Below are 24,757 nucleotides of genomic sequence, written 5' to 3' on the forward strand. Positions count from 1 at the left end.
CTTTACAAACTTTCTTTGGATTATTATTAGTCGTTATACATTCTATCTACGATAGATGAACCCACTGCCCTTTTCAAACAACTACACGAGGTAGACTCATGTTAAATAGCTTAAAATCTGGAAATCGCCTTAGAGTTGATTTTTCCAAAGTCCCTAAAAAAATTGATGTACCCAATCTACTCCAACTTCAACAAAAGAGTTACGAACAGTTTTTAAATGTTGAAAATCTCCATGATGAGAGTGGTGTAGAAAAGGTTTTTAAAGCAATTTTCCCTATTCATGACCCACAAAATCGCATTACTTTAGAGTATGTTGGATCAGAAATTGGAAAACCTAGATACACAGTCCGTGAATGTATGGAGCGAGGACTGACATATTCTGTAAGTATAAAAATGAACATTCGTCTTATCCTTTGGGATAAAGATGAAAAAACCGGTGAAAAAACGGGTGTAAAAGATATTAAAGAACAAGCCATTTTTATTCGTGAAATTCCGTTAATGACCGATAGAACATCGTTTGTTATTAATGGTGTCGAAAGAGTCGTTGTTAATCAACTTCATAGAAGCCCTGGCGTTATTTTTAAAGAAGAAGAGAGCCCCACTGTAACCAATAAACTGATTTATAACGCACAAATTATTCCTGATCGTGGTTCATGGCTCTATTTCGAGTATGATGCGAAAGACACACTATTTGTTAGAATTAATAAACGTAGAAAAGTGCCCATTACGATTTTATTTAGAGCATTAGGTTACAGCAAACAAGATATTTTAAAACTTTTTTACCCAGTGCTTAATATTCTCATTCGTGATAATAAATTTTTAATTGAATTTTCTGCGGATAATTTCTTGGGACGTGTTGATTTTGACCTTAAAGATGAAAATGGAAACCTCCTTTTAGCTGCTGGTAAGCGTTTAGCACGTAAAAAAGCAGAAAAATTTATTGAAGATGGAATTAAGTTTGTTGAGTATCCTATAGAGATTCTTGTCAATCGTTTTTTATCTTCTCCTATTATTGATCAAGAGAGTGGTGAAGTACTTTACGATACATTAACACAACTTGATGAAGGTAAATTGGCAAAAATTATTGAGCAAAAATGCGAAACCATTGAAATTGCAAATGATCTTGCTAGTGGAGTGGATGATGCAATTATTAACTCGTTTATTGCAGACACTGAAACACTTAAACTTTTGAGACAAACTGAAAATGTTGAAGACGAGAATGATTTAGCAGCGATTCGTATTTACAAAGTTATGAGACCAGGCGAGCCTGTAACTAAAGAAGCCGCAAAACTGTTTGTCAAAGATCTTTTCTTTAATTCTGAAAGGTACGATTTAACAAAAGTTGGTCGTATGAAAATGAATCACAAACTAGGCCTTAGCGTGCCTGAGTATGTGACAATTATGACCAGCGAAGATATTATTAAAACGGTTAAATATCTGATTAAAGTCAAAAATGGACAGGGTCATATTGATGATAGAGATCACTTAGGTAATAGAAGAATTAGAGCCATTGGTGAACTCTTAGCAAATGAGTTGCATTCAGGTCTTATTAAAATGCAAAAAGCTATTCGTGATAAATTTACAGCGCTTAGCGGCAATGTTGAAGAGTTAATGCCTCATGATTTGATTAATTCTAAGATGATTACATCAGCTGTTTCAGAGTTTTTCTCTAGTGGACAGTTATCTCAATTTATGGATCAAACCAATCCACTGAGCGAAATTACGCATAAACGAAGACTTTCAGCTCTTGGTGAGGGTGGTTTGGTGAAAGAGCGTGCAGGCTTTGAAGTCCGTGACGTTCATCCAACTCACTACGGAAGAATTTGTCCTGTTGAGACTCCAGAGGGTCAAAATATTGGTTTGATCAATACGCTTTCCATGTATGCAAAAGTAAATGATTTAGGTTTTGTAGAAGCACCGTACCGTAAAGTTGAGAATGCAACCATTACCGATGAAATTATTTATATCACAGCAACGCAAGAAGAAGGCTTGGTTATTGCTCCTGCCAGTACGAAAATCAATGAGAACAACGAGATTGTTGAAGATTTGATTGAGGTTAGGGTTGATGGTGAGACAGTTCTAATTGAAAAAGAAAAAGTGGACTTAATCGACCTTTCATCTATGATGATTGCTGGTGTTGCAGCTTCACTGATTCCATTCTTGGAACACGATGATGCGAACCGTGCTCTTATGGGCTCAAACATGCAACGTCAAGCAGTACCTTTGGTAAAATCAGACGCTCCAATTGTAGGAACGGGTGTTGAGAAAATTGCGGCTCGCGATTCATGGGAAGCGATTAAAGCAAAACGTGCAGGTGTCGTTGAAAAGGTCGATAATAAAAATGTTTATATTTTAGGGGAAGATGAAAATGGTGCATTTATTGACCATTATGCACTCCAAAAAAACCTTAGAACTAACCAAAATACAACCTTTACTCAAAAAGTTATTGTACGAAAAGGTGACTTTATTGAAAAAGGTGGTGTGATTGCAGATGGTCCAAGCATGGATCAAGGTGAACTTGCAATTGGTAAGAATGCCATGGTTGCTTTTATGCCTTGGAATGGTTATAACTACGAAGATGCGATTGTTATCTCTGAGCGTATGATTCGTGAAGATGCCTTTACCAGCGTGCATATTTATGAAAAAGAAGTTGAAGCACGTGAACTTAAAGATGGTGTGGAAGAGATTACCAAAGACATTCCAAACGTAAAAGAAGAAGAGTTAGCGCATCTTGATGATAGCGGTATTGTCAAAGTGGGTACTTACGTTTCACCTGGGATGATTTTAGTAGGTAAGGTATCGCCTAAAGGTGAAGTGAAGCCAACCCCTGAAGAGAGGCTACTACGTGCTATTTTTGGTGAAAAAGCAAGTCATGTTGTTAATAAATCATTGTATGCAACACCTTCATTAGAGGGTATTGTTGTTGATGTGAAAATCTTTACCAAAAAAGGATATGACAAAGATCCACGTGCTGTTCAAGCCTATGAGCAAGAAAAAGAGATTTTAGATCGTGAACATCATGATAAGCTCTTGATGTTGGATAGAGAAGAGATGCTTCGCATTAATGCATTGTTACTTAAAAATCCATTGCAAGAAGATCAAGAAATTAATAAAACTGCTTATAAAAAAGGTGATTTTATTAAGGCTGAAGATCTTCAAAATGTTAATCGTTTCTCTATTAATTCAATTGTCAAATCATTTTCGAATGAAGTTCAAGATGATTATAAAGATCTTAAAGCGTATTTCCAGAATGAGAAGAAAAAACTCAAAGAAGTACACGATGAAAAACTTAATATCATTGAAAAAGATGATATTTTGCCAAGTGGTGTGGTAAAGCTTGTCAAAGTATATGTCGCAACCAAACGTAAACTCAAAGTGGGCGATAAAATGGCAGGACGCCATGGAAATAAAGGTATTGTTTCTAATATCGTTCGAGAAGTGGATATGCCTTACCTTGCTAATGGAGAGATTGTTGACATTGTTCTCAATCCACTGGGCGTTCCAAGTCGTATGAATATCGGACAAATTCTTGAGGTTCACTTAGGTCTTGTTGGTAAACGTTTGGGTAACCAAATTGAAGAGATATTTAAAGAGAAACAGGGTGATTGGATTAAAGCATTACGTGAAAAAATGATTAGTATTGCAGATGTTGCGAAGCTTATGGATGCAAGAAATTTCATTGATAAGATTGATGACGAACAGCTTTTAATCTATGCTAGAGATTGGAGCAAAGGTGTTAAATTTGCAAGTCCAATTTTTGAGGGTGTTAATATTGAAGAATTTGACAAGCTTTTTGAGATGGCAAAAATAGATACCGATGGTAAAACACATTTATACGATGGTATGACGGGTCAAAAAATGCATGAAAAAGTCAATGTGGGTTACATGTATATGTTAAAACTCCACCACTTAGTTGATGAAAAAGTGCATGCACGAAGTACTGGACCATACTCTTTGGTCACACAACAGCCAGTGGGTGGAAAAGCACTCTTTGGTGGTCAACGATTTGGAGAGATGGAGGTATGGGCATTAGAAGCGTATGGCGCTGCACATACTCTAAGAGAAATGTTAACAGTCAAATCAGACGACGTTGAAGGCAGGATCCTAGCTTATAAAGCACTAACACGTGGTGAAAATGTACCACAAACAGGAATTCCTGAAACATTCTATGTTTTAACGAATGAGTTGAAGTCTTTGGCTTTAGATGTTGAGATTTATGATGAGGTGGAAGAAGATGACACGACTAGAACCAATTGAGATTCACGAAGAGAGCCGTCCTAGGGATTTTAAAGCATTTCAATTAAAACTTGCAAGTCCTGAAAAAATTCGCTCATGGAGTTATGGTGAGGTTAAAAAGCCAGAAACAATTAATTATCGAACACTAAAGCCTGAGCGTGATGGTCTTTTCTGTGCGAAAATTTTTGGACCTGTAAGAGATTATGAGTGTTTGTGTGGAAAATACAAAAAAATGCGCTACAAGGGCATTAAATGTGAAAAATGCGGTGTCGAAGTCACGAGTACTAAAGTACGACGTTCACGTATGGGCCACATTGAACTTGTTACACCTGTAGCACATATTTGGTATGTTAACTCACTTCCAAGCCGTATTGGTACATTGTTGGGTGTCAAAATGAAAGACCTTGAGAGGGTACTTTATTACGAAGCTTACATTGTTGAACAAGCAGGTGATGCTTTTTATGATGCAGAAAATAAAAATAAAGTTGCAGTGTTTGATGTTTTAAATGAAGAACAGTATCAATCATTAGAGCAGCGTTTTAGTGATACAGGCTTCGTGGCTAAAATGGGTGGTGAAGTTATTCGTGATTTATTGGCAAGTTTAGATTTAGTGGAAATTTTAAGTCAATTAAAAGAAGAGATTAATCAAACAAGTTCTGAAGCGAAGAAAAAAACCATTGTTAAACGTCTTAAGGTAGCAGAAGCATTCCTGAACAGTGGTAATAGACCTGAATGGATGATGATTACGATGTTGCCTGTCTTGCCACCAGATTTAAGACCACTGGTAGCATTAGATGGCGGAAAATTTGCAGTCTCTGACGTGAACGATTTATACCGTCGTGTAATTAACAGAAATGCACGTTTGAAGCGTTTGATGGAACTTGATGCTCCTGAAATTATTATTCGTAACGAAAAACGTATGCTTCAAGAAGCGGTTGATGCGTTGTTTGATAATGGACGTAGAGCCAACGCAGTTAAAGGCGCTAATAAGCGTCCTTTAAAATCGCTCTCAGAAATTATCAAAGGTAAGCAAGGTCGTTTCCGTCAAAACTTACTTGGTAAAAGGGTAGACTTTTCAGGTCGTTCGGTAATCGTTGTTGGACCAAACTTGAGAATGGATCAATGTGGTCTTCCAAAACAGATGGCACTCGAATTGTTCAAACCACACTTGTTAGCACGTCTTGAAGAAAAAGGGTATGCAACAACGGTCAAGCAAGCGAAAAAAATGATTGATATGAAGACTAATGAAGTGTGGGAATGTTTAGCAGAAGTGGTTAAAGGGCATCCTGTGATGCTTAACCGTGCACCAACGCTTCACAAACTTTCTATTCAGGCGTTTCATCCTGTTTTGATCGATGGAAAAGCAATTCGTTTGCATCCACTTGTTTGTTCGGCATTTAATGCGGACTTCGACGGTGACCAGATGGCGGTTCACGTCCCATTGTCACAAGAGGCCATTGCTGAGTGTAAGATTTTGATGCTAAGTTCTATGAATATCTTGCTTCCAGCTTCTGGAAAAGCGGTAACCGTTCCGACACAAGATATGGTTTTGGGTCTTTATTATTTAACCTTAGAGAAAAAAGATGCAAAAGGTTCTAATAAGATTTTTTCGAATGTGGATCAAGTTCATATTGCCATTGATTCTGGTTTTTTAGATATTCACGCAAAGATTAAAACTATTGTTGGGGATAGAGTACTCTTTACGACGGCAGGTCGCCTTATCTTGAAATCAATTCTACCAGATTTTGTACCAGAAGAGTTTTGGAACAGGGTGTTGAAAAAGAAAAACATTGGTGGTTTGGTTGATTATATTTTTAAAGAGGGTGGCATTGGTATCACTGCAGGATTCTTGGATAATTTAAAGAATTTAGGGTTTAGGTACGCAACCAGAGCAGGTATTTCTGTCTCGATTGATGATATTCGTGTACCTGATACTAAAGTGAAAAAGATCAAAGAAGCAAAGAAAAAAGTACGTGAAATTCAAAAACAGTTCAGCTCGGGTCTCTTAACAGAGCAAGAGCGATATAACAAAATTATTGATATTTGGACGGATACGAACAATGATGTGGCTTCTGAGATGATGAAACTCACCGAGAGTCACAAAGGCGGCTTTAACTCCATTTACATGATGGCAGACTCTGGAGCGAGAGGTTCTGCGGCACAGATTCGTCAGCTAGCAGGTATGAGGGGTCTTATGGCAAAACCAGATGGAAGTATTATTGAAACACCGATTATTTCAAACTTCCGTGAAGGTCTAAACGTTCTTGAGTACTTTATTTCAACGCACGGTGCACGTAAAGGTTTGGCGGATACTGCGCTTAAAACAGCGAATGCGGGTTACTTGACACGTAAATTGATTGACGTTGCACAAAACGTTAAAGTGACCATGGATGATTGTGGTACACACGAAGGTGTTGAGATTACAGAAATCAGTGAAAGTGGCGAGTTAGTTGAATCCTTGTATGAGCGAGCAACGGGTCGTGTTCTTGCTGAAGATGTTATTGATACGATTACCAATGAAGTTCTTTTCACAGAGGGAACATTGATTGATGAGAAAAAAGCACAAGCACTAAAAGATGCAAGCATCAAATCAGTTGTGATTCGTACACCGATTACATGTAAAGCAAAAAAAGGTGTTTGTTCAAAATGTTATGGTACCAACCTAGCCGAGGGAACGCTTGTTCGTCCAGGTGAAGCTGTGGGTATTATTTCAGCACAATCTATTGGTGAGCCAGGAACTCAGTTAACCCTTCGAACGTTTCACATCGGTGGTACGGCATCAACGGAATCTCAAGATCGCCAAGTTATTGCACAAAAAGAGGGTTTTATTCGTTATTACAATGTAAAAACGTATGTAACCAAAGAGGGTAAAAACATTGTTGCAAATCGCAGAAATGCAGCGATATTATTGGTTGAGCCTAAAATCAAAGCACTCATTAACGGTGTGATTGAGATTGATACAGCGCACGAAGAGACAGTTATAACCATTACAGGTGAGAGCGAAACCATAAAATATACACTTAGAAAAAGTGATTTTGCAAAACCAAATGAGCTTGCAGGTGTAAGTGGTAAAATTGAAGGCAAGTTTTATATCCCTTATAACAATGGTGATAGTGTAGAAGCAAATGAAAGCATTGTTGAGGTCATTAAAGAGGGATGGAATGTGCCAAGTCGTATTCCTTATGCAAGTGAACTTAAAGTGAAAAATGGCGAACCCATTATTCAAAAAATTCATGCAGATGCAAAAGGTATTGTGAAGTATTATAAACTTCGAGGCGATTATTTAGACCGCATTCATGATATTGTTAAGGGACATATTGTTAAAGAAAAAGGTATTTTTGCTGTTGTCGCAGATGATGATGACAGAGAAGCCATTCGTCATTATATTCCTCGTGATTCTATTATTGATATTAACGATAACAGTGTTGTGGATACCAAAACATTGTTGGCCTATCCGTCCAATAATGAACAAATTACGATTGCTGATTGGGATCCGTATTCAACACCTATTATTGCTGAAGATGCGGGTACTGTTACGTTTGAAGATATTGAACCAGGTATTAGTGCAACAGAGCAATTTGATGAGATGACGGGACAGAGTCGTTTGGTGATTAATGAATATTTGCCAAGTGGTATGAAACCAACCATTGTGATTGTAAATAAACTGGGTGAAATTATTAAATATCAGTTAGAACCAAAAACAGCGATTTTCGTTCAAAATGGTGCCGTTGTTGGTTTAGCAGATTTAATCGGTAGAACACCAAAAGCGATTGCAAAATCGAAAGATATCACAGGAGGTCTTCCTCGTATTAGTGAACTTTTTGAGGCACGTCGCCCTAAAAATGCAACCGTGATTGCTGAGATTGATGGAACCATTCGTTTTGGACGTCCACTTCGTTCAAAAGAGCGCATTATCATTGAAGCAAAAGATGGTACAAGTGTGGAATATTTAGTCGATAAAAATACACAAATTCATGTTCAAGCAGGTGAGTTTGTCCATGCGGGTGAGCGACTTACCGATGGTGTGATTTCAAGTCATGATATTTTACGGATTATGGGTGAAAAAGCACTCCACTATTACCTAATCTGTGAAATTCAGCAAGTCTATCGTGGGCAAGGTGTTGCCATTAACGATAAACACATTGAGGTTATTGTCTCTCAAATGTTAAGACAGGTAAGAATTGTTGACAGTGGCGATACCAAATTTATTATGGGTGATTTGATTAGCCGTAGACGTTTTAGAGAAGAGAATGAAGCAGTCATGAAAATGGGTGGAGAGCCTGCTATTGCTGAGCCAACACTTTTAGGTGTAACACGTGCTGCCGTTGGTAGTGATAGTGTTATTTCAGCTGCATCGTTCCAAGAGACAACCAAAGTTCTAACGGAAGCGAGTATCGCTGGTAAAATGGATATGCTTGAAGATTTGAAAGAAAATGTTATTTTAGGACGTATGATTCCAGTAGGAACAGGTCTTTATCAGAACAAAAGCTTTAATCTCGAGTTGAATCCAAGTAGAGGTTAAGTTAAGGCTCCCTTAACTTAACCTTTTTTTAAGCTATTTTTAAATAAAATTAGCACCTATTTTTTATAAAATAAAGGAAATAATGTGCCAACCATTAATCAACTCGTCAGAAATGAGAGAAAAAAGGTGATTAAAAAATCAAAATCACCTGCACTTGATAAGTGCCCTCAAAGAAGAGGCGTTTGTACAAGAGTGTATACAACCACTCCTAAAAAACCAAACTCTGCTTTGAGAAAAGTTGCCAAAGTCAAATTGACCAGCGGTTTTGAAGTCATTAGCTACATCGGTGGCGAGGGACACAACCTACAAGAACACTCCATTGTATTGGTACGTGGCGGTAGAGTAAAAGATTTACCAGGTGTTAAGTACCATATCGTACGTGGTGCGCTTGATACTTCAGGTGTTGCAAAAAGAACGGTGTCTAGAAGTAAATACGGTACAAAAAGACCAAAAGCTAAATAAATTTAATTACAGGTGATGTCCTTTGTTTTGACATCATTTGAGTAAAATTTTTAAAAATTTGAAGGAAATAGTATGAGAAGAAGAAAAGCTCCCGTAAGAGAAGTATTACCAGATCCAATTTACAATAACAAAGTTATTACAAAGTTTATCAACGCTTTGATGTTTGATGGTAAAAAGAGTGTTGCCACAAAAGTATTTTATGGTGCATTAGAATTAGCAGAAAAAAGAAGTGGAACACTCAAAGGTATTGAAATTTTTAATACCGCCATGGATAATGTAAAACCTGTTATGGAAGTAAAAAGCAGACGAGTAGGCGGTGCAACATATCAAGTTCCCGTTGAAGTTAGGCCTGCAAGACAACAAGCATTGGCTTTGAGATGGTTAGTTTCTTATTCACGTAAACGAAGTGAGAGAACGATGGTTGAGAGGTTGGCAAATGAACTTTTAGATGCGGCTAACAGTAGAGGCGCAACGTTCAAGAAAAAAGAAGATACTTATAAAATGGCAGAAGCAAACAAAGCGTTTGCTCACTATCGCTGGTAGAATGATGATGAGCGTGTTTACGTTAAAACAACACGCTCTCTCTTTTCTCAATTTTTACCCCTACTACATTTAAGGAAACGACAATGGCAAGAAATACCCCTATAAGCATGGTACGTAATATCGGTATTGCTGCGCACATCGATGCCGGTAAGACCACAACAACAGAAAGAATTCTTTTTTATACTGGAATGTCTCATAAAATTGGTGAAGTTCATGATGGTGCTGCAACCATGGATTGGATGGAACAAGAAAAAGAAAGAGGTATCACCATTACTTCTGCTGCAACTACATGTACATGGAAAGACCACCAAATTAATATTATCGACACTCCAGGTCACGTTGACTTCACGATTGAAGTTGAGCGTTCTATGCGTGTTCTTGATGGCGCTGTTGCAGTTTTTTGTGCGGTTGGTGGTGTCCAGCCTCAGTCTGAAACGGTATGGAGACAAGCGAATCGTTACCAAGTTCCACGAATGGTTTATGTCAATAAAATGGACCGTGTGGGTGCGGATTTCTATAACGTTGAAGCACAAATTAAAAATCGTCTTAAAGCAAATCCAGTGCCCATTCAAATTCCTATTGGTGCAGAAGATACCTTTAAAGGTGTTGTTGATCTTGTTGAGATGAAAGCACTGATTTGGGATGATGATGCTGCAATGGGCTCAAACTATCAAGTGGTTGAAATTCCTGCAGAATTGGCTGAGAAAGCAAAAGAATACCGTGAAAAAATGGTAGAAGCTGTTTCTGAAACCAGTGATGTATTAATGGAAAAATACCTAGGTGGCGAAGAATTAAGCAAAGAAGAGATTAAAGCAGGTATTAAAGCGGGATGTTTGGCAATGACATTTATCCCTATGATTTGTGGAACATCATTTAAAAACAAAGGCGTTCAACCAATGTTAGATGCCGTTGTTGATTATATGCCAGCTCCTACAGAAGTACACGCAATCAAAGGTGAGTATGAAGATGGACGTGAGTGTGTGGTTGATTCAACCGATGAGGGTGAATTTGCAGCGCTTGCATTTAAAATTATGACCGATCCATTTGTTGGTCAATTAACTTTCGTTCGTGTGTATCGTGGTTCATTGGAGAGCGGAAGTTATGCTTACAATACCACCAAAGATAAAAAAGAGAGAATCGGTCGTCTTCTTAAAATGCATGCAAACAAGCGTGAAGAGATTAAAGTGCTTCACTCTGGTGAAATCGGCGCGGTTGTAGGTCTTAAAGACACACTGACTGGCGATACCCTTGCAAGTGAAAAAGATCCTGTTATTTTAGAGAGAATGGTATTCCCAGATCCAGTTATCTCTGTTGCGGTTGAGCCTAAAACCAAAGCGGATCAAGAGAAAATGGGTATTGCACTTCAAAAACTCGCTCAAGAAGATCCAAGCTTTAGAGTTGAGACCGATGAAGAGAGTGGTCAAACGATCATCTCTGGTATGGGTGAGCTTCACTTAGAGATTCTTGTTGATCGTATGCTTCGTGAGTTTAAAGTAAGTGCGGAAGTAGGTCAACCACAAGTTGCTTACCGTGAGACAATCCGTGCTAGCGTTAACCAAGAGTACAAATACGCAAAACAATCAGGTGGTCGTGGTCAATACGGTCACGTTTACCTCAAAATCGAGCCTCAAGATGCAGGTGCTGGTTATGAGTTTATCAACGACATCAAAGGTGGAGCAATTCCAAAAGAGTTTATCCCTGCGGTTGATAAAGGTATTAAAGAATCACTTCAAGCGGGTGTTCTTGCTGGTTATAAAGTGGAAGACGTTAAAGTTACCCTTTATGATGGTAGTTACCATGATGTTGACTCCTCTGAGATGGCGTTTAAATTGGCTGCTTCTATGGGCTTTAAAGAGGGTTGTCGTAAAGCAAAACCTGTTATTCTTGAGCCAATCATGAAAGTAGAAGTTGAAACACCTGAGGACTTTATGGGTGATGTTATCGGCGATCTTAACCGTCGTCGTGGACAAATTAACTCTATGGATGATAGAAGCGGCAACAAAATTGTTAACGCATTCTGCCCATTGGCTGAGATGTTTGGTTACTCAACAGATCTTCGTTCTCAAACACAAGGAAGGGCTAGTTATTCTATGGAATTTGATCATTATGATGAAGTTCCTAGAAACGTTGCTGATGAAATTATCAAAAAACGTAACGGCTAATATGTTTTACATGTAAAGAGTCTTTGGACTCTTTACATCTCTTTTCTGCGTACTGCTCATTTCAATTTCTTCAAACAGCAACATTTTAAATGGTATTTTTAAATTTATAAGTATCAAGGATAAGACGCTATAATCTTGCGTTTTAATTTTTAATACACTAAGCAAAGGCAAAAATGTGATAGAGATAAAACATCTCAGCAAATCTTTTAACAATCACAAAGTTTTAGACGACATCAGTTTACATGTAAATGCAGGAGAAATATTTGCCATTGTTGGTCACAGTGGGGCAGGTAAATCAACACTGCTTCGTTGTATTAACGGGCTGGAACGTTTTAGCGATGGTACACTTAGCGTTTTAGACAAAGAGGTAAAAACACTCAATGAACAGGGTCTGAATGAATTAAGAAGTCATATCGGGATGATTTTTCAAAACTTCTCATTACTTAATCAAAAAAATGTGTATGAAAATATCGCACTTCCAATGAGAGTTTGGGGATACCGTAAAGAGGAAATTCAACAAAGAGTTGATGAGCTTTTAAAACTTGTGGGGCTTGAGAGTAAAAAATATGTCTATCCTAAAGAGCTGAGTGGTGGACAAAAACAGCGTGTTGCTATCGCTAGAGCCTTAACCCTTAAGCCAAAAATTCTTCTGAGTGATGAAGCGACCTCTGCTCTTGATCCCAATACAACCCAATCCATTTTAGAGCTTCTTCAAGAGATTAATCAAAACTTAGGCGTTACCATCATTATTGTAACCCATGAAATGGATGTTGTCAAAAAAGTAGCATCCCGTGCTCTGCTTTTAGAAGATGGGAAAGTGATTGGATTGGGACGGATTGAAGATCTTTTTTTAAGACCTGATGAGAAAATGATGCGGTTTTTAGGAGAGGATGAAGAACTACCAAGCGAAGGTGTCAATATACGACTTTTCTTTCCAAGTGAGGTCTCTTATCAGCCTATTGTAACACAGATGGCACGAGAGCTTAATGTTAATTTTAATATCGTTTGGGGAAAACTTGAAAAGCTTAACAACCATGTGGTTGGTTCACTTGTCATCAATATCGATGCGCAAACCTCTCATAGAATAACAGATTATTTGCATGAAAAAACAGAAGTTATTTGGGAGGTACTCTAAGATGCAACAAGCGGTTACAGATTTTTTTGAAAAATCTTTACTCATGAAAAATGTGCTCATTGATGCGCTCTTTGAGACCCTTACAATGAGTCTTATCTCCACATTTTTAGCAACACTGATTGGATTTATACTTGCAATTGTACTGATTATGACAGATAAAAATGGCGTTTCTCCCAATGCATATGCTTATAAATTTTTAGATGTAAGTATCAATATGTTACGCTCTTTTCCGTTTATTATCCTCATCATCGTCTTGTTTCCTGTGACAAAATTTTTGGTGGGAAAGCATACGGGAACTTTTGCGATGATTGTGCCACTTACGATTGGAACAGCCCCATTTATCGCTCGCATGATTGAAGGTGCTTTTAAAGAGGTGGATCGAAGTGTTGTTGAAGCGGCACAATCATTTGGAGCGAATAAATTTCAAATTATTTTTAGGGTTCTTCTTCCCGAAGCATTTCCTAGCATTATTTCTGCCATTACGCTCTCGTTAATCATCATTATTGGTTTTTCAGCTATGGCTGGAACGGTTGGTGGTGGAGGACTAGGTGCGGTTGCCATGAACTATGGTTATTATAGGTTTGATGCTATTTACATTTTTTGGACCGTATTTATTTTGATTGTGTTAGTACAGATTTTTCAGAGTTTTGGTGATATTTTGTATAAAATTGTGAAGCATTAGGCTTTTAGAAGTAGACAATTCAGTCCTTTTTAATAGGAATGACGTTAGGATTTCAAAAATGTATAGTAAATAAAGTGATTTACTATACATTTAGTTTTTTTAAGGAGTAGAGATGTATAAAGGTTTAGGAGTTATTTTAGTAGGTGCATTATTGGTGTTTAGTGGTTGTAGTAGCGATAAAAAAGGTGAAGAAAAAGCAGCCGTTGCAAAAGAAGATAAGAGTGCCAAAACAATTGTTGTAGGCGCTACTCCAGTACCACATTCTGAGATATTGGAAATCGTAAAACCTCTTTTAGCCAAAGAAGGGTACACGCTTGAGATTAAAGTATTTAATGATTATGTGATTCCAAACAAAGTAACAGACAGTGGCGAAATTGATGCAAACTTCTTTCAACACACACCTTATCTTGTTGAGTTTAATAAAAATCAAGGTACAAAGCTAGTCAGTGTTGGGAATATTCACATTGAGCCTATTGGTATTTATTCTAAAAAAATTAAATCGCTCTTAGAGTTAAAAGAGAATGATAGCGTTGCAATCCCGAATGACCCAAGTAATGGTGGTAGGGCCTTAGATGTTTTAGCCAGTGCAGGACTGATTAAGCTTAAAGATGGAGAACTTAAAACAAAACTCGACATCGTTGAAAATCCAAAAAATCTTACCTTTACAGAGCTTGAAGCAGCACAGCTTCCTCGTGTGATTGAAGACTTTACCCTTGCGGTTATTAACACAAACTACGCACTTCCAGCGGGTCTAAATCCTAGCAGCGATGCGCTTGCATTAGAGTCTGCTAATTCTCCGTATGCGAACATCCTTGTGGTCAAAGCGGGAAATGAGAATAGCGATAAGACAAAAGCACTCCTTAAAGCGGTTCAATCGAATGAAGTTAAAAAATTTATCACTGAGAAATACAAAGGCGCCATTGTTCCTGCCTTTTAACGCATTCTTTCCATCAAAGTGTCTCTTCGGATACACTTTGATGCGTTACTTTTGAGATTTCCTAAGTCTATTTTTGTTATAATCCCGCCACACAAAATCCAACCAATGTCCTCATAGCTCAGCAGGATAGAGCACAGAATTCCTAATTCTGAGGCCGTGCGTTCGAATCGCGCTGAGGACACCAAAACTGCTTTTCAAAACTTTCAAAACTGTTACCAATAAGGGTTAATGTTTTCATTTTGTTTCCATACCTTGTTTCGTGTTGGATTTTTTAATAACGCAATAAGTAACGCAAACTATCTCAAAATTTTTTTTAAGGGTACTTTTTTTGTAGGATTAACCTTTACATGTAAAGAGAACTATATGCGCAAGAGAGTAGCATGCCTTTAAAGGAGATACCATGTTAGCGTACCATACCCAAACAATGCACAGCTATCACTCTGTACGGGATAAATCACATTATATGGATTGGGACCATCAGCCTAAACAGTTTAAGATTTATCCTGAAACCTATATGCGTATACCACTCGATAAAAAAAATCCTGAACACCGTTTTTTGTACCTGATTGGAGGCCTTACGGCTCAAAAAAACTATCCAGGTGTGAGCTATGCCCTGCGTACCAATCCCAGTGCTGGAGCCTTGTACCCGACTGAAATTTATCTGCAGATTCGAGACAGAAAAGGTTTTATAAATGGCATTTACCATCTAAGCCCGCAGGAATCTGCTCTGGTGTTGTTACATCCTTTGGATGAAGAAGAAGGGGTGGAAAACTGTTTACATGTAAAGAGGGTGAGTGGTTTTATTTTTCTCTTTTCAGCACTTTATTACCGTTCCTCATGGAAATACCGTGATCGCTCATTTCGTTACTGCTTGCACGATACAGGGCATATGCTAGGCACCTTAGAAGCTTCGTGTACACTGAGTGGCAAGTCTTATCGTATCCTTTATGACATAGAGAAAAAAGCGTTAAATGCACACTTTGGATTTGGTATGGAGGAGTTTTTTTTCTCATCTGCTATTGTAGGAGTCGAGGATAAAAACCTTACATGTAAAGCATTATCCATGCAATTACCCTACGTGGATGGTACGGGAACGTTTGAAAGCAATGAACGTGTGGAAAAAGCCTACGAGGAAACCTGCGAGCTTTGTCTAAAACTCCAAACAGCAATGCCCATGTTTGATTTGGATAAAGAGCGTTTACAACATGCCATTTGGAAACGCCGCTCCATTCGTGAGTTTACGCAAAAGTCGCTTTTGAAAGAGGAGTTTTTAGAGGTGATGCGTTTCATCACGCAGCCAATTCCCTCGGACTGTGATGTTGATGTTCAACTCTATGCGATCATCAACCGTGTGGAGGGAATGTGGCAAGGCGTTTGGAAGGAGGGCGTTTACGTGGAATCAGGCAATTTTGCACGCAAAGCGGGTTACCTCTGTTTGGAACAAGCCTTAGGAGAGCAGAGTGGTGTCACCTTCTTTTTGGTCGGGAATGATGAGCAAAACTACCAAGCAATGATGCAAAAAGTGGGCATTATAGGGCATCGACTTTATCTTATCAGCGAGTATCTGGGATTTGGATGCAGTGGCATAGGCGCTTATTACGACGAAGAGGTTGCAGCATTTTTAAAGAGTGATGGCATGATTCTTTATGCCTTAGCCATTGGTCGCTGAGGTAAGTGTTTAAAGGTATAGTAGAGTAAGAAAAGAGCGGAGCTGTACACAATGCACCCAAGCCCGACCCACATCCACATAAAGGAGAGCTCAAAGTAGTTTACAATGAGCGTGTATGTAATCACAGGCGCTAAAATTTGGCGAAAGAATCCAATGTAGAAAATCATAGGCGGTTTCTTGATGCCTTGAAGCGTTGCGACACATGAAAAGTGGGTTACATAAGCGCAAAAAAGAAAAAGCATCACATAAATATAGGTTGTGCCATACTGTACCACTTCTACGTTAGTGTCAAACTGCGCAACGAGCCATTTCCCACCCACCCACAAAATGCCCATACCAATGAAACTGAGGGTGTAGCCATACGCCAGTGCGTACAAAAGTGTTTGACGTACCCGCTCAAATTTGCCTGCACCCATGTTATTAGAGACAAGACTGAGTACTGCACTGCTAATGCCAAGAGAGGGCAGTAACATCAACTGTTCCACTCTATACCCAATGCCATAACCTGCCACCGCTTGATACCCATACAAGGTGACAAAATGAAGCGCAATGAGTGAGCCAAAGGACATCATCAGCATATTGAGCCCTGGGGGTGTCGCTTGGGTGAAAAAGGTTTTATAAATGCGGCGATCGGGATAAAAATGAGCTTTACATGTAAATCCAATCAACCCCGTTTTGAGGCTTTTGTACAGCAGATACCCAGCATTCATCACTTGGACTAAAACCGTGGCAAAGGCAATGCCACCTATGCCCATTGCAGGAATAAATCCCCAACCGTAAATAAAAAGAGGGTTTAAGAGAATATTGGCAAAAAAGCCAAAAATGAGGGTGTTGCGATAACTTTTTGTATCGCCTGTGGCAAACAAAACACTGTTGAGTGCAAAATTAGTAAAGAAAAAAGAGGTACCCAACAAAATGACTTCAATGTAATGAAGCGCTAATGCGTGGTAACGCTCCTCCGTACCGATCCATGTGAGCAGCTCCGAGGCAAAGCAAAACCCAAAAAACCCTAAAAAAATGCCCATGCTCACCACCAGTGCAACCCCTTTTTTAGCGATAATGCTTGCAAGAAAGAAGTGCTGTTTCCCGTACGCATGTCCAATGAGTGCCGTTAAAGCACTCGTGCCACCATACGCCATTCCAATGATGAAAAAAAAGAGAAACGAAGAAGCGGAGAGTGCGGCAAGGGCTTCGGTGGAGATAAGCCCTGCATAGTAGGTATCCACAATGTTATACAGGGTGTTAAAAAGCATGCCAAGGCTTGACGGAATGGCAAGTTGACGTAAAAGTAAGGGGATGGGTTTATGGGTAAGTGAGGTTGAATCCATGAAAGCTCTTTTTGATTTTATGATAACGCTTTCCTTCTTTAAAAAAGCTCTTTTTTTCAATGCATGTTTTTAAATTTGGTTTGAATGATGGTTGAAAAGAGTTCCAAAAAAATTACAAGAGATGTAATAAAAGTGCCTTGAGGGCGAAAGAATTACAAAGGCATTACGGTTTAATTACAAACAGGGTTTATTCTTATAAATAGCTTAGAAAATCTATTGCCACACTTTTAGGCTTTTTGTTAAACTCTCCTCGCCTTCAAAACAAACTTTCAGGAGAAAAGAGATGAAACTAGCTAAACTTAGCTTGGCGGCCATTGTAGTTGCAGGACTTGCTTCCCATTCATTCGCAGCAGATAGCTTAGCGGATGCATTTAAAAACGGTAAAGTAACGGGTGAATTAAGAGCGTGGTATTTTGACAGAGATACGGATGTACCTGCTGCTGCAGGTGGTGCTTGGGATAGAAAAAAAGGTGATGCTAATATTATCAATATGGGTGTTATTTTAAATTATGTGACTGATTCATTTTATGGTCTTAAAATGGGCGCAACGTTCCAATCCAATTATGCTCCCTTTGCTGATGATGAAGCTAAAGCATTGTTTTATAATGATATGTATGGCTCAGGTGCAGTCCTTTCTGAGATGTATGTTCAATACACCATTGATAAAACAACTGCAAAAGTGGGTCGCCAATTTATCAATACGCCACTTATCGCAGGCAGTGGTTCTCGTATGATACGCCAATCTTTTGAGGGTGCATTAATCACCAATACAAATCTTCCAGATACAACCTTAGCTGCAGGATATATCAGTAAATGGCAAAATAGAACATCCCCTGATACGACAGCTAAAAAATCAGATGTGGGTGAATTTGAAAGATTTAACGATGATGGTGCGTATACCTTACTTGCGATTAACAAATCGATTCCAGGCCTTACTATTACAGGTCAATGGGCACAAGTAGTTGATGTTGCGGATGTGTATTATGCAGAGCTTGCGTATGCGGGTAAGATGAATGATTTTCGTTATGGTCTAGCAGGTCAGTACCTTATTACAGATTATGATGAATCAGGCAAAGATGATGGTAGTTTTTATGGTATAAAAGCCAGCTTTGGAATCGGTGCGTTTAACATGTATGTGGCGTATGCTGAGGTGGATGATGACAACGATGCTAGCGTGAGTGCTGATGTGGGTGGAGCAGATCCAATTTACACCGCTAACGTGATTCACAGTGGTGAGTATAAAGCGGGAAGTAAAGGGTATGCGATTGATGCCAATTATGAAGTGGTTAAAGGCGCAAAAATTGGTGCACGCTACTCTGATATTAACATGAAAGCGGCTAAGAGCGATTATGATGTGATTGATCTTTATGCGAACTACACCTTTGATGGTCCACTTAAAGGGTTTGGTGTTGAAGTGCAATACGAAACCAAAGACAAAGATGCTTCAACAGGAAGCAGCAACGAATTACGTTTTAGAGCAAATTATAAGTTCTAATATTTTAATCTAAAATGAGCGTGTCTATGAAGTCTTATAGACACGCTTGTTTACATGTAATCAGCCTACGCTTTTTTCTGCAATCATTGTATCTAAGGAGACAAAAAGTACTTTACTCTCTTTCTCAACTGTATGAAATGCCTCAATAATACGCTCTTTTTCCTCCAAAAGGTTCGACGAGGTTGAACGTATAAGGTTGATAATCTCAAGAATGCAGGTATGGAAATTTTTATGGGTTTCATAAATAGTTTTAAAGCTTTGCGTGTTTCCAAAGATTTTTTCACCATCTTTTTCGTACCACTCTCCAAAGCTACAGCGTTTATGGTCTTGAAACTCTGTCTCTTTGTCGTTCACATAAACCGCACTGTAGGCATTGGATTTGAAAATAGCATGATTCATCTTTGCAAGGGTAATAAAAACGGTTTCTTGGATGGTGTTAATATTAGAGGCCGTACTGTTGGAGTGCTCAATGAGGCTATGGAATGTTGTGCTAAGCTTATCGAGTGTTTGGGTGGATGCATCGGCATTGCTTTTCATCGAATTGGCATTGCTTTCAAGCCCTGCCGTTTCTTGTTGAAGCATTTTGATAGAAATGGCAATTTCAGCGGTAGCTTTTTGCGTGGTTTCTGCCAGTTTTCTCACTTCATCTGCCACGACGGCAAATCCACGCCCATGCTCACCTGCTCTTGCTGCTTCAATGGCGGCATTGAGGGCTAAGAGATTGGTCTTATCTGCAATATCATTTATCATATCGACCACGGCGCTAATTTCACGTGTGCGTTGCACAAGAACACCAATACTTTGTTCATTTTGATTGACAAATTCGATTAAAGAGGTGATTTTACTAATGGTTTCACGTAGGTTTTGATAGCTTCCTTTGGTCTCTTCTGCATAAATTTCACCATCGTTGGCAATCTCTTTCAGACGTTCCACAATGGTGGTTAAATTAGATTGTACCGTAGTAAAATCATTGGAGCTACTTCCAATTTGCGCCAATTCAGCATTGAGGGTATTTCGGGCAATAAAATCGTGCGTTTGCTTCATCGCAAGGACAGCTTGATTGACCATTTCGACTTGTTCTTTAAACTCTCCGTGCATTCCTTTTTGAAGAATTTTACGACTAAAATCCTCTTTGGAAGCGGCAAGAATCGTTGCTTTAATCTCTTTGGTCACCAGTTCAAAATTGTCCAAAAGCATGTTCATGTTAAGGCACAAAGCTTTGAGTTCTCCCCCATCATTGACACTGACAATGCGTCCATTTAAAGAGCCATGAGAGCTGTCATAAATGATGCTTGAGAGAGAGCGAATGGTGTGTTGTACTTTATGGATATTAATAAACATAAACCAACCCAGTGCAAAGTTACTGAGATTGAGCAGTTGAAGCCAGTGAAAACCATTAAAATAGGTCTCTAAACAAAAGGACAAAAAGAAGAATAATAAAGAGATGACATTGGCGTTTTGGACTTTGGTGAGTGAGGATCTATTCATGGGAGAAGATGAATTGCGCATAAGAAACCTTTAAATCAGATAGCATGGTGTTAAGATAGCTTAAAGAGTGTTGTATCCCGCCTGTTTGTTCTGCTTGGAGCATTTTTTGATAAAGAGGCTCAATGGCAGCAATGCCTTTTGGATTGGGAGCACGTCTTACCGAGTGATACCCAATAATGGCATGCGTTTTCGTATCAAAAATGGGTGTAATATAGGCATGAACCCAATAATAGTGTCCTGATTTTGTTCGATTTTTGATGTAAGCAAAAATTTCATCGCCTGCTTGGGCTTTGTCCCAAACCAATTTAAAAATGGCTTTTGGCATGTCCGCATGGCGCACAATGTTATGTGGAGCTCCGAGTAGTTCCTTCTCACTGTAGCCAGAAATTTTGATAAAAAGCTCATTTGCGTAGGTAATATGACCCTTTAGGTCTGTCTTCGAGACAATAAAGAAGTTCTCATCGAAAGTAAAGGCATCGCCTTTTTGTGTGATAGGCACCATGACTCCTTTGTAACAATATGAAATGGCTAGTATAACGCAATTTTTTATATTCATTTTATTCTTAAGAATGAATCAAAAAAGAGCCTTGATAAGATTACATTTTGTAACAGATTAAAAAAAATTATTTGTCCGTTTGAAAGGTAAAAACGGCACCTAAACTTTCAGAAGGGGTATTGATAATAAGGTTAGCTTGCCAAATCATATTTCCCACAACACACGTTGGCAACATTCCCTCACCTTCATATACGCCTCCTTCTTTAGCATAAAGTTTAAAGGTATGTAATCCCATATTCATATTGGTGGCAAAGAGGGTAAGTTCAATATAGGGCAGATGAATATCTTTGATAACAGCCCTAAAGTGCAGTGGTTTCATCAGTGGAATAGGCTTTGGATTGATGTCAAATTCAACAAGGGTATTGTTTTTTAAAGAGACACTGCAACTGCTTTGGTGCAAGTTACAAGATGAGGGTGCTTTGACAAAACGGGTATCTCCGACCCACCATTTATAGACATCATGAGCGTCGACTAAAAAGTAAAGAGCGACACACATCACCGCAATGATTTCAACAATAAGAAGTTTCCAGAAGCGACTTTTTGGCACGTGCACATTTCCTTGTGACATAATTTCTACAGTTTAACATGCTATGATTGAAAACGTGTTTAAAATGGCTTTTTCGTGGTGGCTGATGCTTCCATGTTAGCATAACAATGACAGCTTTTTTAAAGTTCGTACGGGATAAAATCAAAACTCCACGCACATTGATAGTCTAAACAATACGCCACAAAAGGTGATACGATTTCATGGCACATATTACAGTTGATGGAAGACTTTTAGAAGTTAAAGAGGGTGCGCTTCTTATCGAAGAATTACTCGCCAATAAAATTCACATTCCCCATTTTTGTTATCATCCCAGTCTAGGGAAAGATGGAAATTGCCGTATGTGTATGGTGGAAATTGAAGGGCAAAAACGTCCGCAAATTGCTTGCGATACACCGATTAAACATGGCATGATTGTTCGCACAAAGGGCGAAAGTATCGACCGTGTAAAGCGTTCGATGTTAGAGCTTGAACTTATCAATCATCCTATTGATTGTCCTATTTGTGACCAAGCAGGGGAGTGTTCGTTACAAAATTACTACATGGATGTGGGTTTGTATGAGAGTAGGCTTTCCACGCCTAAAACGCATGGGCAAAAGCGTGTTGATTTGGGAGCAAATGTTGTTTTAGACCAAGAGCGTTGTGTTTTATGCACACGCTGTGTTCGTTTTACCCAAAAAATTACCAAAACCCATGAACTGGGTGTTCTAAAAAGAGCAGACCATTCTGTGATTACCACCTTTCCTGGCACAAAACTCTCCAGCCCTTATGCGATGAATGTTGTGGATTTATGCCCTGTGGGAGCTTTGACCAGTAAAGATTTTCGCTTTCATAAGCGTGTTTGGTTTTTACGCTCGCAAGAGGCTATTTGTAACCATTGTGCAAGAGGTTGTTCTTTACATGTAGACCATCATTGTGAAAAATACAAGGCAGAAAAAATCTACCGCTATCGCCCTCGTTTGAATGAAAAAGTTAACGGTTATTTTATGTGTGATGCAGGACGGCTTAGCTATGCAAAAGAGAATGAAAAAACAGGGTTTCACCCCTTAATCCGAGGTAAAGTAAGTGAGTATGAATACGCTCAAAGTAAACTGCTTCGTCTTTTAAAGCGCCATTTGGGTAAAACGCTGATTCTCCTAGGCGGTGATTTAAGTATAGAAGAGATGGCACGCTGTGTTTCTCTCTCAAAATACTACACCCTTTTTTTAAGTGCGTATGATGCTGAACGCAGGGATGAGCATTTTGGGGATGATTTTTTAAAATGCTCAGATCGTTCTGCAAATGCAAGAGCCTTTAATATTTTAGGCATCGATACTTCTTTGAACTTTTTTGAAAAAGCTTTGAATGAAGTGGAGTTGGTCATCATGATAGGACGAGAAGACAGCCATGCGATTGCGCAAAGATTGAAAAACCAAACCAGTGTGATTGTCAGTGCGTACGATGTGGGTGCATGTGAGGGAATAGACCTTGTTTTACCAATGGCATCGCATATGAGCAGAGCTGGAAGTTATATCAACATCGATGGCTATGTGCAACACAGTGCCTGTGCGATTGCTTTGCATCTTGAACATCAACCCTTATTAACGATTTTAGCTACTTTATTAAACGATAGCATCTTTACATGTAAAGAGGTGTGGGAAGAACTTTTATGCCAAGAACGTGCTTTTGAAGGTATGACGTTTGATACGCTTCACCTGACACCAAAGATAGCATTATGAACAGCGTTTTGCTCAGTGTCGTCATTATCAATGTGATTTTAGCACTTCTTTTTTCACTCGGAGCCGCACCTATTTTAGTCTGGATGGAACGTCGTGTGGCAGGGCTCATTCAAGACCGCTTAGGTCCCAATCGCTGTCATATCAAAGGATTTCGTTTAGGAGGGCTCATTCAGTCGTTTGCGGATATGCTCAAACTGGTTTTCAAAGAAGACTTCCAATCCAAATCCATCAAGCAAGGCTTTTTCTTCTCCCTAGCGCCCGTCATTGTGTTTGCCTCGGCGTTTTTAACCTTTATGGTCATGCCTTTTGCCGACACACTCGTGATTGGCACACAACAGTTTCGGATGCAAGGCTTGCCCATCGATTTGGGCGTTTTATGGTTTTTAGCCTTTGCAGGGCTTAGTGTGTATGGCATCATGATAGGAGGGTGGGCGAGTAACAATAAATATTCGCTTCTAGGCTCCGTTCGCGCTGCTGCACAAGTTATCAGTTACGAAGCGGCGATGGGGCTTTCTTTGGTTTCGGTTTTGATAACGTATGGCTCAATTGATTTGGTCAAAATCGTCAATGTTCAAGGAGAGACTTTTTTAGGCATTGTGCCGATGTGGGGCATTGTTTTACAACCCATTGCGGGGCTTATTTTTATTGTTACCGCCTTTGCGGAGGCGAATCGTACCCCTTTTGATATTGCAGAGGGAGAGAGTGAAATCGTAGGTGGTTTTCACACCGAATACAGTGCGATGCGCTTTGGGCTCTTCTTCGTAGGTGAATATGTGGCGATGAGTGCGTCAAGTGCGCTGATTGTCACCCTCTTTTTTGGCGGATACCATCTACCCTATCTTAATTCCCAAACCCTTCAAACGCACATGGAGCTTTTTTTAGGGGTTTTGATGATAGCGCTACCTCTTGTGAGCTTTTTCTTTGTGCGTTGGATGCTGCGCAACAATCGTTTTCAAGCAAAGGCGGATATTCGTAACCGTGAGAGTGCTGTTTTGCTCAAAGGTATTGTACTTTTGAATGCGCTTATTGTGCTCTTTTTGGGAGCACTTTTATTTTTTGGCTTGAGTCAAACGGGTTCAAACATTGCCACCGCCGTGGTGCAAATTGCGACGTTTGCGTTTAAGCTATTGCTTATGAATTTTGTCTTTGTGTGGGTACGTTGGACGCTGCCTCGTTTTCGCTATGACCAACTTCAAGATTTGGGATGGAAGGTGCTTATGCCTTTAGCCATTGCCAATATTTTTATCACCGCAACGGTTGTTGTGGTTTTTGGGGTGTAAA

Annotated in this window: 16 protein-coding genes, 1 tRNA gene and 1 pseudogene; 13 read left to right on the plus strand and 5 right to left on the minus strand. The window is 39.2% G+C overall.

What is annotated here, in order from left to right:
- The first annotated feature begins 98 nt into the window (after positions 1–98).
- The 10 genes from rpoB to SULBA_RS01980 all read left to right on the plus strand — a co-directional run bounded on the left by rpoB (position 99) and on the right by SULBA_RS01980 (position 16,347).
- Positions 99–4,256, plus strand: a complete 4,158-nt coding sequence (gene rpoB, locus SULBA_RS01935; RefSeq protein WP_014768588.1) for a DNA-directed RNA polymerase subunit beta — start codon at positions 99–101, stop codon at positions 4,254–4,256.
- On the plus strand, positions 4,234–8,757 hold the full coding sequence (rpoC, locus tag SULBA_RS01940) for a DNA-directed RNA polymerase subunit beta' (RefSeq protein WP_014768589.1): 4,524 nt from the start codon (positions 4,234–4,236) through the stop codon (positions 8,755–8,757). The genes rpoB and rpoC overlap by 23 nt, the downstream gene beginning before the upstream one ends.
- A gap of 84 nt (positions 8,758–8,841) precedes the next feature.
- Entirely contained in the window at positions 8,842–9,219 is a 378-nt protein-coding gene (gene rpsL, locus SULBA_RS01945) for a 30S ribosomal protein S12 (protein ID WP_012856158.1), read from the plus strand.
- A 72-nt stretch (positions 9,220–9,291) separates the two neighbouring features.
- A complete protein-coding gene (gene rpsG / locus SULBA_RS01950; RefSeq protein ID WP_014768590.1) occupies positions 9,292–9,762 on the plus strand; it encodes a 30S ribosomal protein S7 in 471 nt (156 codons plus the stop codon).
- An 83-nt stretch (positions 9,763–9,845) separates the two neighbouring features.
- The gene (gene fusA, locus SULBA_RS01955; RefSeq protein WP_014768591.1) at positions 9,846–11,924 is read left to right on the plus strand and encodes an elongation factor G; all 2,079 of its coding nucleotides are present in this window, start codon (positions 9,846–9,848) and stop codon (positions 11,922–11,924) included.
- Between the two features lie 175 nt (positions 11,925–12,099).
- Positions 12,100–13,059, plus strand: coding sequence for a methionine ABC transporter ATP-binding protein (locus SULBA_RS01960; RefSeq protein WP_014768592.1), 960 nt, complete (start codon positions 12,100–12,102; stop codon positions 13,057–13,059).
- A 1-nt stretch (position 13,060) separates the two neighbouring features.
- The gene (locus SULBA_RS01965) at positions 13,061–13,741 is read left to right on the plus strand and encodes a methionine ABC transporter permease (RefSeq protein WP_014768593.1); all 681 of its coding nucleotides are present in this window, start codon (positions 13,061–13,063) and stop codon (positions 13,739–13,741) included.
- 112 nt (positions 13,742–13,853) lie between these two features.
- The gene (locus SULBA_RS01970; protein WP_014768594.1) at positions 13,854–14,678 is read left to right on the plus strand and encodes a MetQ/NlpA family ABC transporter substrate-binding protein; all 825 of its coding nucleotides are present in this window, start codon (positions 13,854–13,856) and stop codon (positions 14,676–14,678) included.
- Between the two features lie 107 nt (positions 14,679–14,785).
- Positions 14,786–14,862, plus strand: a tRNA-Arg gene (locus SULBA_RS01975).
- Between the two features lie 216 nt (positions 14,863–15,078).
- Positions 15,079–16,347 (plus strand): nitroreductase family protein, encoded by a 1,269-nt coding sequence (locus SULBA_RS01980; protein WP_014768595.1) that lies wholly within the window; start codon positions 15,079–15,081, stop codon positions 16,345–16,347.
- On the opposite strand, the gene SULBA_RS01985 is transcribed toward SULBA_RS01980, so the two are convergent.
- Complete coding sequence (locus SULBA_RS01985) at positions 16,323–17,675, minus strand: MATE family efflux transporter (RefSeq protein WP_014768596.1); 1,353 nt, start codon at positions 17,673–17,675, stop codon at positions 16,323–16,325. The genes SULBA_RS01980 and SULBA_RS01985 overlap by 25 nt on opposite strands.
- A 283-nt stretch (positions 17,676–17,958) precedes the next feature.
- Between SULBA_RS01985 and SULBA_RS01990 the strand changes: the two genes are divergently transcribed.
- A complete protein-coding gene (locus tag SULBA_RS01990; RefSeq protein ID WP_014768597.1) occupies positions 17,959–19,170 on the plus strand; it encodes an OprD family outer membrane porin in 1,212 nt (403 codons plus the stop codon).
- 60 nt (positions 19,171–19,230) lie between these two features.
- On the opposite strand, the gene SULBA_RS13275 is transcribed toward SULBA_RS01990, so the two are convergent.
- The 4 genes and pseudogenes from SULBA_RS13275 to SULBA_RS02005 all read right to left on the minus strand — a co-directional run bounded on the left by SULBA_RS13275 (position 19,231) and on the right by SULBA_RS02005 (position 21,761).
- Entirely contained in the window at positions 19,231–19,569 is a 339-nt protein-coding gene (locus SULBA_RS13275; RefSeq protein ID WP_425353008.1) for a CZB domain-containing protein, read from the minus strand.
- 78 nt (positions 19,570–19,647) lie between these two features.
- Positions 19,648–19,938: pseudogene (locus SULBA_RS13280) on the minus strand (methyl-accepting chemotaxis protein); the annotation flags it as partial.
- 712 nt (positions 19,939–20,650) lie between these two features.
- Complete coding sequence (locus SULBA_RS02000; protein ID WP_014768599.1) at positions 20,651–21,157, minus strand: PAS domain-containing protein; 507 nt, start codon at positions 21,155–21,157, stop codon at positions 20,651–20,653.
- A gap of 124 nt (positions 21,158–21,281) precedes the next feature.
- The gene (locus SULBA_RS02005) at positions 21,282–21,761 is read right to left on the minus strand and encodes a hypothetical protein (RefSeq protein ID WP_014768600.1); all 480 of its coding nucleotides are present in this window, start codon (positions 21,759–21,761) and stop codon (positions 21,282–21,284) included.
- Between the two features lie 200 nt (positions 21,762–21,961).
- On the opposite strand from SULBA_RS02005, the gene SULBA_RS02010 reads away from it, so the two are divergent.
- Positions 21,962–23,476, plus strand: a complete 1,515-nt coding sequence (locus SULBA_RS02010; protein ID WP_014768601.1) for an NADH-quinone oxidoreductase subunit G — start codon at positions 21,962–21,964, stop codon at positions 23,474–23,476.
- A complete protein-coding gene (locus SULBA_RS02015) occupies positions 23,473–24,756 on the plus strand; it encodes a complex I subunit 1/NuoH family protein (protein WP_014768602.1) in 1,284 nt (427 codons plus the stop codon). Before SULBA_RS02010 ends, SULBA_RS02015 begins: the two co-directional genes overlap by 4 nt.
- Position 24,757: the final 1 nt, after the last annotated feature.

It is taken from the genome of Sulfurospirillum barnesii SES-3 (assembly GCF_000265295.1).
Lineage (GTDB): Bacteria > Campylobacterota > Campylobacteria > Campylobacterales > Sulfurospirillaceae > Sulfurospirillum > Sulfurospirillum barnesii.

What these genes read in the sequence shown, in the direction of transcription:
- rpoB (WP_014768588.1), top strand. Translation starts at nt 99, where the DNA reads ATGTTAAATAGCTTAAAATCTGGAAATCGCCTTAGAGTTGATTTTTCC.
- rpoC (WP_014768589.1), top strand. Translation starts at nt 4,234, where the DNA reads ATGACACGACTAGAACCAATTGAGATTCACGAAGAGAGCCGTCCTAGG.
- rpsG (WP_014768590.1), top strand. Translation starts at nt 9,292, where the DNA reads ATGAGAAGAAGAAAAGCTCCCGTAAGAGAAGTATTACCAGATCCAATT.
- fusA (WP_014768591.1), top strand. Translation starts at nt 9,846, where the DNA reads ATGGCAAGAAATACCCCTATAAGCATGGTACGTAATATCGGTATTGCT.
- SULBA_RS01965 (WP_014768593.1), top strand. Translation starts at nt 13,061, where the DNA reads ATGCAACAAGCGGTTACAGATTTTTTTGAAAAATCTTTACTCATGAAA.
- SULBA_RS01970 (WP_014768594.1), top strand. Translation starts at nt 13,854, where the DNA reads ATGTATAAAGGTTTAGGAGTTATTTTAGTAGGTGCATTATTGGTGTTT.
- SULBA_RS01980 (WP_014768595.1), top strand. Translation starts at nt 15,079, where the DNA reads ATGTTAGCGTACCATACCCAAACAATGCACAGCTATCACTCTGTACGG.
- SULBA_RS01985 (WP_014768596.1), bottom strand. Translation starts at nt 17,675, where the DNA reads ATGGATTCAACCTCACTTACCCATAAACCCATCCCCTTACTTTTACGT.
- SULBA_RS01990 (WP_014768597.1), top strand. Translation starts at nt 17,959, where the DNA reads ATGAAACTAGCTAAACTTAGCTTGGCGGCCATTGTAGTTGCAGGACTT.
- SULBA_RS13275 (WP_425353008.1), bottom strand. Translation starts at nt 19,569, where the DNA reads ATGAATCATGCTATTTTCAAATCCAATGCCTACAGTGCGGTTTATGTG.
- SULBA_RS02010 (WP_014768601.1), top strand. Translation starts at nt 21,962, where the DNA reads ATGGCACATATTACAGTTGATGGAAGACTTTTAGAAGTTAAAGAGGGT.
- SULBA_RS02015 (WP_014768602.1), top strand. Translation starts at nt 23,473, where the DNA reads ATGAACAGCGTTTTGCTCAGTGTCGTCATTATCAATGTGATTTTAGCA.